Source organism: Actinomycetospora sp. (assembly GCF_036497585.1).
GTDB lineage: Bacteria > Actinomycetota > Actinomycetes > Mycobacteriales > Pseudonocardiaceae > Actinomycetospora.
In genome coordinates this window covers 45,148-55,420 of the sequence record NZ_DASXJD010000048.1, presented here as the reverse complement: position 1 = coordinate 55,420, position 10,273 = coordinate 45,148, and the positions used below count along the sequence as shown (strand labels likewise).

The following is a 10,273-nucleotide window of genomic DNA, read 5'->3' as shown; positions in this document are numbered from 1 at the left end:
CGTCCTCGGCGGGTGCGCCGCGATCGAGAAGGCCGCGGCCGACGCCGGCGTGTCCGTGGAGGTCCCGTTCACCCCGGGCCGCACCGACGCCTCGCAGGAGTGGACCGACGTCGACTCGTTCACCCACCTCGAGCCGTCGGCCGACGGCTTCCGCAACTACCTCGGCAAGGGCCACCAGCTCCCCGCCGAGTACCTGCTGGTCGACCGGGCCAACCTGCTCGACCTGTCGGCACCGCAGATGACGGTCCTCGTCGGCGGCCTGCGCGTCCTCGGCGCGAACACCGGCGGCACGACCCACGGTGTGCTGACCACCCGCCCGGGGCAGCTGACGAACGACTTCTTCACCAACCTCCTGGACATGGACACCACCTGGTCGAAGGTGGCCGAGGAGGAGGGTCTCTACGAGGCGCGCGGCGCCGACGGCGAGGTCCGCTGGACCGGGACCCGCAACGACCTGGTGTTCGGCTCGAACTCCGAGCTGCGCGCCGTGGCCGAGATCTACGCGGAGAACGGCTCCGAGGAGAAGTTCGTCCGGGACTTCGTCAAGGCCTGGGACAAGGTCATGAACCTCGACCGGTACGACCTGGTGCGCTGACGCCCTCGTGAGCACTTTCCGGGGCTATAGCCCCGGAAAGTGCTCACATGCCGAAGGCACCTGCGTCGCCTCGGCGGACCGTCCCGCCGCGGACGACCTCGGCGTACGCGCCGGCGCAGGGCAGCACACCGAACCCCGGTACCTCGACGCGGTTCCCGGTCAGCAACGGCCGGAGTGCGCCGGGGTTCCGGGGCAGGTCGCCGTGCTCGAGCGTCGGCACCGAGCACCGCGGGGTGGGCAGCGTCAGGCGCAGCACCACCTCGCCGATGGTGAGCTCCCGGCCCAGCCACCCGTTCTCGGCGAACGGCTGGACGTCGGTGCCGGAGGTGTCGATCACGAGGTTCGGGCGGTAGCGCAGCGCCTCGACGCCGAGGCGGTCCAGCGTCGCCGTCGTGATCAGGTGGACCGGGGAGTGGTCGACGAACGTGTCGCCCGCCGTCCCCTGCGAGATCTCCAGCGTCGGCGCCTCGACCTCGGCCTCGACGCCCTGCGCGAGGACCTCCTCGGGGTCGGGCCGCTCCACCGACGACGCCGGCGGGCGCTGGTCGCGCATTTCGACGGGGCGCCCGAGGTCGGCGGTGAGGGTCTCGACGAGGCGCGGGTCGTCGGCGTCGAGGGTCTCGCCGGCCGGCGTCGTCACCAGCACGCGATCGTCGTGGGCCGCCGCCGTGTACTGCAGCAGCCGCCGCCACAGCCGCGGGTGCTTGGCAGTGCACACGTAGCCCGTCGCCGGGTCGGTGAGGGCCCGCCAGCGGTCGCGCTCCAGCCCGGTCTCGCCGACCACCGCCTCGTCCAGGTGCTGGCCGAGCATGGACTTCACGGGGTAGCGCGTCAGCGTCGACACCTGCACGGGACCCAACATAGGTGCGCTCCGCGCCCGTGAGCACGTCCCCGTCCCGCGGGCGCCGAGTGGACCTCCACGGCTGCCCGGCCAGCCCTGACGGTCCACTCGGCAGGCATTACCTATCGGCGCGGAGTCAGCACCGGCTTGAGGTCGACGACGGGCGTGCCGTCGAACGCCTCGAGGGCGTCGACGTGGACCCGGGTGCCGTCGACGACGAGCACGCGGACCGTGTGCAGCCCGAGCGGGTTCGGCCGCGCCGGCGAGCGGGTGCTGAACACCCCGGTGGGCGGGCGCGCGGGGTCGTCGCGGGGGTGCACGACCTGGACGTCCCGGTCGGCCTCGTGCAGCCAGGTGACGACCACGAGCTCGTCACCGGGGGCGAGGTCGGCGCAGGCGTCGGCGAGCCCGGGGTCGAGAACCAGCCACGCGTCCGGGGCGCCCTCGTCGGCCTGCTTCGGGGCGTCGTCGCCGGCCCGCAGCCGCGACTCCACGTGGCCGAGCGCCCGCAGCTCGAACGTCGCCCGCGGCTGCCCCGGCATGACGTCAACCTAGCCGTCGTGGCGGCCGCGTCACGCCCCGTACGCCGCGGCGATCTCCTGCGAGCTGGGCCATCGCATCTCGACCATCGGCACGTCAACCCGCGACGATGCGCTCGACGACGGACGCGAGCGAGCGCTGCAGCTCGACGGCCGCGGTGCCGCCGCACGGAGCGACGACGGAGGCGAACCCCGGGTGATCCGTCCCGACGTCCAGGAGCGTCGCCGCGGGCGGTCCGGCGTCGAAGTCGTCGGCGACGACGAGCACGTCGAGCGCGCACACCGCGCCGTCGGTCAGCTCGAGCCCGTCGGCCCGCACGCGCGCCAGGTCGGTGAGTTCGACGAGGGACACCTGGTCGCGGTCGAACACCTCGAGGTAGCCGTCGTCCAGCACGGCGCGGCGAGGCTCGCCGGTGGGGATCAGCCGGGGGTCGCGCGTGCGTGCCCGCATCGCCGCCCGGTCGGGCACCGGCCGCACCACCTCGCCCGGGAGGTCGGCGAACCGGGCCTTGTAGTCCTCCCGCTCCCGCCAGCCGTAAGCCGGGTTCACCCGCCGCACGACGTCGACCGCCCCAGTGCTCACCACGACCAGCTCCGCCACCCGGTCGGCGATCCACGGGACCAGCTGGACCGTCGCGGGCGTCGTCCCGACGATCCCGACCCGCCGACCCGTCAGGTCCTGCCCGTTCTCCGGCCACGCGGCGGTGCGCACGACGAGCCCGCCGAACGCGCGGACGTCGACGTCCGGTTCGACCGGCACCCGTCCGGTGCACGCCACCAGGTGCCGGGCCCTGACGGTCTCGTCGCGGTCGGTCCGCACCGTCCACCCGCCGTCGTCGGGCCGGGCGGAGACGACCCGCGTCCCGAGCCGGATGTCCCGGCGCAGGTCCAGGCGATCGACGACGAAGCGCAGCCAGCGCTGCACCTCGTAGCCCGCCGGGTGGCGCTCGCTCCAGCCCCAGTCGCGGTAGAGCGACTCGGAGAAGAAGTACTGGTAGAGGTGGCACTCGGTGTCCAGGTGGGAGCCGGGGTAGGCGTGCCACCACCACGTCCCCCCGACGTTGCCCGCCTCGTCGTAGGCGCGCACGCGCAGCCCCCGCTCGCGCAGCAGGTGCAGCGCCGCGAGCCCCGAGAACCCCGCGCCGACGACGACGACGTCGACGGCCTCGCTCACGCGGCCGACACCGCCACCTCGAGGCGCGCGAGCCCGCGCAGCCCGTTGTTGAACATCGGCGCCGCGTCCACGATCTCGAACCGCTCCACCCGGTCGGCCAGCCGGTCGAACAACGTCGACATCTCGAGCCGGGCCAGGTGCATGCCCACGCAGACGTGCTCGCCGCGACCGAACGCGAGGTGGTCCGACGGGCGGCGGGCGACGTCGAAGCGGTCCGGGTCGGGGTACTTGCGCTCGTCACGGTTGGCCGAGCCGTAGAGGAGCGCCACCCGGCTCCCCGCCGGGAGCGGCACCCCGTCGATCTCGTGGTCCTCGGTCAGGACGCGGGTGAACTGCGGGACCGAGGTCTCCACGCGCAGCACCTCGTTGATCGCGTGCGGGATGAGCGAGCGGTCGGCGCGCACCAGGTCCCACTGCTCGGGGTTCCGGGCGAAGAGCGCGACGGCGGCGGTGATGCCCAGGATCGTGGTGTCCAGGCTCGGGGTGACGTAGTCCAGCATCATCACCGGGCACTTCTCGCGCGGCATCTCCCCGCGGTCGGCGGCCTCGTAGAGGTGCGCGGCCCACCCGTCGGGGTCGATGTTGCCGGGGACCGCCTCGTTGTTCGCGAACCCGAGGAACTCCTCGACGGCCGGCATCGCGGCGTGGAAGCGCTCGTTCGCCGGGCCCTGGACGTCCCAGATGGCCGCGGCCCACTCCAGCATTTTCTGCCGGTGGCCCTCCCCGAGGCCGACGAGCTGGGAGACCACGGTCATCGGCAGGTGCTCGGCGAGCTCGGTGGCGGCGTCGAAGCGCCCCTTCTCCACCAGCGCGGTGACGATCCGGTCGGCCTCCCGCTCGATCGTCGGGGCGATCTCGCGCATCCGGTCGGGGCGCAGCGGGCGGCCCAGCACGGAGCGCATCATCGTGTGGTCCGGCGGGTCGCTGCACAGCGTGATGCCCTCGAGCTGGGCGTTCATGGTCTCGTCGACGAACACGCTCCTGGCCGACGAGAACGTCTTCCAGTCCATGAGGGCGGCGCGCACGTCGGCGTAGCGCGGCAGCGCGTAGTGGCCGTGGCGGCGCATCTCGACGACGGGGCCGAGGTCGCGCAGCGCGCGGTAGATCGGGTACGGGTCGACGCGGGCGTCGTCGGCGAAGAGGTCGACGTCGCTGACCGGGATGTCCGGCACGGGGCCTCCGGAGGTGGTGGGGATCGTCATCCTGCGCCGCCGGGCCGCCGGGTGGAACGGCCTTCCCACCCAGCGGACGGCGCCTGGTTCATCCCTCCCGTGGCCTCACCCTCCGGACCCGACGAGGCGTCCCGCGAGGACCCGGCCGGCACCTCTCGCATCCCGGAGAGCCGCACGATGGCCCGCGACGGCCGTCGAGCTCGCGCTCCAGCTCCTCGAAGGCCCGCGGTAGGCGCGGCCACGGGCCCGGCTTCCTCACGACGGTCCCGCCGTGGTGTCCTCCCCGCGCGTTGCGGAGAGGAGCTTGGCGGTGTCGAGGAAGTGCCGGATCGCGACGATCTTGCCGTCGCCGTCGAACGTCCACAGGTGCAGCTGCTCGTCGCGGTAGCGCCCGCCCGAGGGCATCGTGTACTCGAGCGCGACGCGGGCCACTGCGCGGTCGCCGTCGACGATGACGTCGCGGACCTCGAGCTGGTGAAAGGTGTTGGCGCCCATCGCCTCGAAGAAGCCGCCGAGGGAGTCCCGGCCGCGGAACGGGCGGTAGAACGCCGGGCCGCCGGCGCGCTGGGCGAAGTTGTCCTCCCAGTCGGACTCCCAGCGCACGTCGTCGGCGATGAGGCCCAGGAGGGTCTCGATGTCGCCCGAGCCGAAGGCCCGGTAGACGGTCGCGACGGTGGTGGCGTTGTCGGTGGTGGTGCTGGTCATGGCTCCGCGCTCCTCGGGTGGCGGGTCCCGGGTCCGGGACCGTGCGACGACGACGGTGCCGTGACCGGGTAGCGGGGCGGGTCACCACGGAGTCACCGCGCGAAGTGACCGGTGCCCCGGAGGGGTGAACCGTGGGAGGCTCGTCGGGCCGGTGAGGTAGCCGGCTGCGACCGGGGGGCGGCGCATGGAGTTCCGGGTGCTCGGGCCGCTCGAGGCCGTGGACGACCAGGGCAGGCCGGCGGAGCTCGGGGGCACGCGCGAACGAGCGCTGCTCGCGGTGCTGCTGCTGGCGCCCGACGCCGTCGTGCCCGCCGCCCGGCTCGCCGGCGAGCTGTGGGGCGAGCGGATGCCCGAGGGCTGGGCGCACGGGCTGAGGGTGCACGTGTCGCGGCTGCGCCGGGCGCTGCGCGCGGCGGGCGGGGACGGCCTGCTGGTCACGCGCGCCCCGGGCTACCTGCTCGCGCTCGCCCCCGACACCGTCGACGCCCGCCGCTTCTGCGGGCTGGTGGCGCAGGGGCGGGCGGTACTCGCGAGCGATCCGGACACCGCGGCCCGCACGCTGCGCACCGCGCTCGGCCTGTGGCGGGGCCCGCTGCTGGGTGACGCGCTCGACTCGCCCCTGATCCGTGCCGAGGCGTCGCGGCTCGAGCAGGACCGGCTCGGGGCCCTCGAGGAGCGCCTCGAGGCCGATCTCGCCTGCGGGCGCCACGGCGAGCTCCTCGGCGAGCTCGACGGGCTGGTCCGTGCGCATCCGCTGCGCGAGCGGCTGCGGGGCCAGCTGATGACCGCGCTCTACCGCGCGGGCCGGCAGGCCGACGCGTTGCGCGCCTACGACGACCTGCGCCACCACCTCGCCGAGGAGCTCGGCATCGACCCCAGTGCGGCCCTGGTCCGGCTGCACGCCGCCGTGCTGCGCCAGGACCCGGCGCTCGAGGGCCGGCCCGCCGCGCCTGCGCGGCCGGCACCCGTCGTCGGGACCCGGTCGGTGACCCCGGCGGCCGCCGGGCCCGCGCTGCTCGCCGAGCGCGGCGGGGTGTTCGTCGGGCGCGGCGGGGAGCTCGGGCGCCTGGAGGCGGTGTGGGACGCCGCGGGCGCGCTCGGCGCCCGGCTCGTCCTCCTCGCGGGCGAGCCGGGGGTGGGCAAGACGCGGCTCGCGGCGGAGCTCGCGGACCGGGCGGCGCGGGACGGCCCGGTGGTCGCCGGGCGATGCGACGAGGACCTCGGCGTGCCCTACCAGCCGTTCGTGGAGGCGCTGCGCGACCACGTCGCGCGCAGCGCCCCGAGGACCCTGCGCGACGGGCTCGGGCGGTGGCCGGGCGAGCTGGTCCGCCTGGTCCCGGAGATCGCGGAGCTGGCGGACGGCCTCGACCCGCCGCTGCGCGCCGACCCGGAGACCGAGCGGCACCGGCTGTTCGAGGCGGTCGCGTCCTGGCTCGCCGCGGTCGGCGCCGGGGGACGGGTGCTCCTCCTGCTCGACGACCTGCACTGGGCGCCGCGGCCGACCCTGCAGCTGCTGCGCCACGTCACCCGCTCCCCGCTGACCGCGGCCCTCGTCGTCGTCGCCACCTACCGCGACACCGAGACCGGCCGTGGGCACCCACTCACCGCGCTGCTCGCCGACCTGCGCCGCCAGCCCGGCGTCGAGCGGATGCACCTCGACGGGCTGGGGGAGTCGGCGGTCGCGGAGCTGCTGCACGGCGCCGCCCCCGACTCCCCGGTCGACCCGGCGCTGGCGCGCGCGATCCACGCCGAGACCGAGGGGGTGCCGTTCTTCGTGCTCGAGGTGATGCGCCACCTCGCCGAGACCGGCACCCTGCACGGCCCCCACGCGCGCCTGCACCTCGAGGAGACGGGGCTGCCCGAGGGCGTGCGCGAGGTGATGGGGCGCCGGCTCACCCGGCTCGCCGACGGGACGGTCGAGGTGCTGCGGATCGCGGCCGTGGCCGGGGCGGAGTTCGACCCGGCCGTCGTGCGCGCGGCCGGCGGCCTCGACGAGGACGCCGTGCTCGACGCCCTGGAGGAGGCCGGCGCGGCGCGGCTCCTCGTCGAGGTCGCCGGCCCGGTGCCCCGGTACCGGTTCGCGCACGCGCTGGTCCGCGCGACGGTGCTCGACGAGCTCACTGCCGCGCGCCGGGCGGCGTGGCACCGGCGGATCGCCGCGGCGCTCGAGGAGCTCGGACCGGCCGCCGACCACCTGCCTGCGCTGGCCTCGCACTGGCTGCGGGCCGGGGGCGGCGCCGCCGAGCGGGCGAAGGCCCGCACCTACGCCGTCGCCGCGGGCGAACGGGCCGCCGCCCAGCTCGCCCACGACGAGGCCGCCACCTGGCTGCGGCAGGCCGTGGAGCTCCTCGAGCCCGACGACGACGCCGGGCGCGTCCGCCTGCTCATCGCCCTCGGCGAGGCCCAGCGCCGCGCCGGCGACGTCGCCCACCGCCAGACCCTGCTCGCCGCCGCCGGGCACGCCCGCAGGCGCGGCGACGTCGAGGGGCTCGCGCGGGCGGCGATCGTGAACAGCCCCGGCAGCAAGCCCTCGGTCTTCGGCATCACCGACCGCGAACGGGTCGCGGTGCTCGAGGCCGCGGTGGACGCCGTCGGGACCGCCGACTCGCCCACCCGGGCGCGTCTGCTCGCGGTGCTGGCGCTCGAGTTGTTCCACACCGGCGACCGGGCGCGGCGGCTCGCGCTCTCGGACGCCTCGCTCGCCATCGCCCGTCGGCTCGGCGAGCCCGGGGTGCTCGCCGACGTCCTCGTCGCGCGGCCGTTCGCGATCGGCGGCCCCGACACGCTCGCCGCCCGGCTGGCCGAGACCGGCGAGCTCGTCGACCTCGCCCGCCGGCTCGGGGATCCGGTGGCGGTGCACCGCGCGTGGTGGACCCGGTTCCGGGTGGCGGTGGAGGTCGGCGACGTCGCCCTGGCGGACCGGTGCCTGACGGCCGAGACCAAGCTGCTCGCCGAGGTGGGCCAGCCCACGCTGGAGTGGATGACGGGTCTGCAGCGGGTCGCGCGGGCCCTGCGGTGCGGCGACCCGGACGCCGAGGGGCTGCTGGAGCGGGTCGCCGCGGCGGGGCGGGCCACCGGGCAGCCGGACGCGCGGCTCTACCACGCGATCCAGCTCTTCCAGCTCTGCCGCGACCAGGGCCGGGTCGCCGACGCCGAGGAGGTCGTCCGCCAGGTGGTCGCCGGCTCCCCGGAGCTGCCCTCCATCCACGCCGCGCTCGCGGTGCTGTGCGCCGAGAGCGGGCGTCCCGACGAGGCCGCGGCGCTCGTGGACCGCCTCGCCCCGCCCGACCTCGGGGACCTGGCCGTGGAGGCCAGCACGATGGTGACCTGGGTGCTCTGCGCGGACGTCGTGGTGGCGCTGGGCGACCGGGAGCGGGCCGCACAGCTCGTGCGCGTGCTGGCGCCCTACCCGGAGCAGATCGCGGTCTGGGCGGTCGGGCTCGGCGTCGGGTCGGTGGCGTCCCGGCTCGGACGGCTCGCGGCGCTGCTCGGGGACGCCGCAGGGGCTCACCGGTACCGGGCGCGGGCCCTGGAGATCGAGGAGCGCGCGGCGGCCCCGACGTGGCTCGCGCGCACCCGGGCGGGCTGATCGCGACGGGTGGTGCCCCGCGCGTGGTCGCCTAGGCTTCGGCGTCGGCGGAGTCCGCGCAGGGAGAGGGTCTGGTGAACGAATCGCTCGGGGTGCTCCTCGCGGTCCTCGTCGGCTCCCTCGCGGTGACCGTGCTGTCGCGCAAGCTGCGCGTCTCGCCGCCCCTGGCGCTCGTCGTCGTCTTCCTCGCCGTCTCGTTCGTCCCCGGCATGCCCGAGGTTCGCCTCGACCCGGACCTCGTGCTGCCGCTCGTCCTCGCCCCGCTGCTCTACTCGGCGGGCCTCCAGAGCTCGCCACGTCGGCTGCGCGAGAACCTTCGGCCGATCGGGCTGCTCGCCGTCGGTCTGGTGCTGTTCACCGCCTTCGCGGTCGGCTTCGTGGCGTCGTGGCTGCTGCCCGGCCTGCCGCTGGCCAGCGGCCTGGTCCTCGGCGCGATCGTCGCCCCGCCCGACGCCGTGGCCGCCGCCTCGATCGGGCGGCGTCTCGGCCTGCAGCGGCGCGTGATGGCGATCCTCGAGGGCGAGAGCCTGCTCAACGACGCCTCGGCGCTCACGCTCCTGCGGATCTTCCTCGCCGCCGCGGGGGTCGGGGCGGTGACGCCCAGCGTGCTGGTCGGGCTGGGCGAGTTCGTCCTGACCGCGGCGGGCGGCGTCGCGGTCGGCGCGGTGATCGGCTGGCTCGTGCACCGCGTCCGGCTCCGGCTGAACGACGCGGTGATGGAGAGCGCGCTCGGGCTGCTCATCCCCTTCGCGACGTACGTGCTCGCCGAGGACTTCACCGGCCCGATCCACGCGTCGGGCGTCCTCGCCGTCGTGGTCGCAGGCCTCTACCTCGGGCACAAGTCGAGCGAGAGCGGGTTCGCCTCCCGGCTCCAGGACCAGGCGGTGTGGGCAGGTCTCGACACCGTCCTCGAGGCGTTCGTGTTCGCGCTCATCGGGCTCCAGCTCGCCCCGGTGGTCAACGAGCTGCGCGCCGGACTCGGCAGCGTCCTGGTGGCCGCGGTCGCCGTGGTGCTCGCGACCGTGCTCGCCCGCATCGTCTGGGTCTTCCCCATGACGTACGTGTTCCGGCTCGTGCCGCGGATCCGGGCCCACGAACCGCGCCGGCCGCCCTGGCGGGTGCCGGCGGTCATCTCGTGGTCGGGGATGCGGGGCGTGGTCACGCTCGCCGCGGCGTTCGCGGTGCCCGACGAGGTCCCCGGCCGTGACGTGATCATCTTCCTGGCCTTCGCGGTGACGGTGGGAACGCTGCTCCTGCACGGGCTGACGCTGCCGTGGCTCATCCGGCGGCTGCGGGTCTACGACACCGGGGCGCAGAGCGACGCGCTCGCCGAGGCCGCCGCGAAGCAGGCCGCCGCCGAGGCGGCGATCACCCGGCTCGACGAGGTCGCCGAGGACAGCATCCCCGAACACATCACCAGCCAGCTCCGCTCCTGGGCCGAGCAGCGGGCGAACGGCGCGTGGGAGCGGCTCGGTCGACCCATCGAGGAGGTGGGGGAGGCGCCGACGGTGACGTTCTCCCGCCTGCGCCGCCAGATGCTCGCCGCCGAGCGGGAGACGTTCGTGCGGTTCCGGGACCAGGGCCGGCTCGAGGACGACGTGTTCGTGGAGATGCTCCGCGAGATCGACCACGAGGAAGCGATGCTGGACCGGTAGGTG

The 10,273-nt window shown here is 75.4% G+C and carries 8 protein-coding genes; 3 read left to right on the top strand and 5 right to left on the bottom strand.

Going from position 1 to position 10,273, the window contains the following annotated elements:
* A partial coding sequence (locus VGH76_RS04810; RefSeq protein ID WP_331555476.1) for a peroxidase family protein occupies nt 1–595 on the top strand: 595 nt, incomplete at its 5' end.
* 43 nt (nt 596–638) lie between these two features.
* Here the strand turns inward: VGH76_RS04810 and VGH76_RS04805 are convergent.
* The 5 genes from VGH76_RS04805 to VGH76_RS04785 all read right to left on the bottom strand — a co-directional run bounded on the left by VGH76_RS04805 (nt 639) and on the right by VGH76_RS04785 (nt 5,026).
* A complete protein-coding gene (locus tag VGH76_RS04805) occupies nt 639–1,445 on the bottom strand; it encodes an MOSC domain-containing protein (RefSeq protein ID WP_331555475.1) in 807 nt (268 codons plus the stop codon).
* Between the two features lie 113 nt (nt 1,446–1,558).
* Entirely contained in the window at nt 1,559–1,978 is a 420-nt protein-coding gene (locus tag VGH76_RS04800) for an SAM-dependent methyltransferase (protein WP_331555474.1), read from the bottom strand.
* A 94-nt stretch (nt 1,979–2,072) separates the two neighbouring features.
* Nucleotides 2,073–3,149, bottom strand: coding sequence for an NAD(P)/FAD-dependent oxidoreductase (locus VGH76_RS04795; protein ID WP_331555473.1), 1,077 nt, complete (start codon nt 3,147–3,149; stop codon nt 2,073–2,075).
* Complete coding sequence (locus VGH76_RS04790) at nt 3,146–4,321, bottom strand: cytochrome P450 (RefSeq protein ID WP_331555472.1); 1,176 nt, start codon at nt 4,319–4,321, stop codon at nt 3,146–3,148. Before VGH76_RS04790 ends, VGH76_RS04795 begins: the two co-directional genes overlap by 4 nt.
* A gap of 255 nt (nt 4,322–4,576) precedes the next feature.
* Entirely contained in the window at nt 4,577–5,026 is a 450-nt protein-coding gene (locus tag VGH76_RS04785; RefSeq protein WP_331555471.1) for a nuclear transport factor 2 family protein, read from the bottom strand.
* A 184-nt stretch (nt 5,027–5,210) separates the two neighbouring features.
* Here VGH76_RS04785 and VGH76_RS04780 point away from each other — a divergent pair, with 184 nt between their 5' ends.
* Nucleotides 5,211–8,615, top strand: a complete 3,405-nt coding sequence (locus VGH76_RS04780; protein ID WP_331555470.1) for an ATP-binding protein — start codon at nt 5,211–5,213, stop codon at nt 8,613–8,615.
* Between the two features lie 74 nt (nt 8,616–8,689).
* Nucleotides 8,690–10,270, top strand: coding sequence for a Na+/H+ antiporter (locus tag VGH76_RS04775; protein ID WP_331555469.1), 1,581 nt, complete (start codon nt 8,690–8,692; stop codon nt 10,268–10,270).
* Nucleotides 10,271–10,273: the final 3 nt, after the last annotated feature.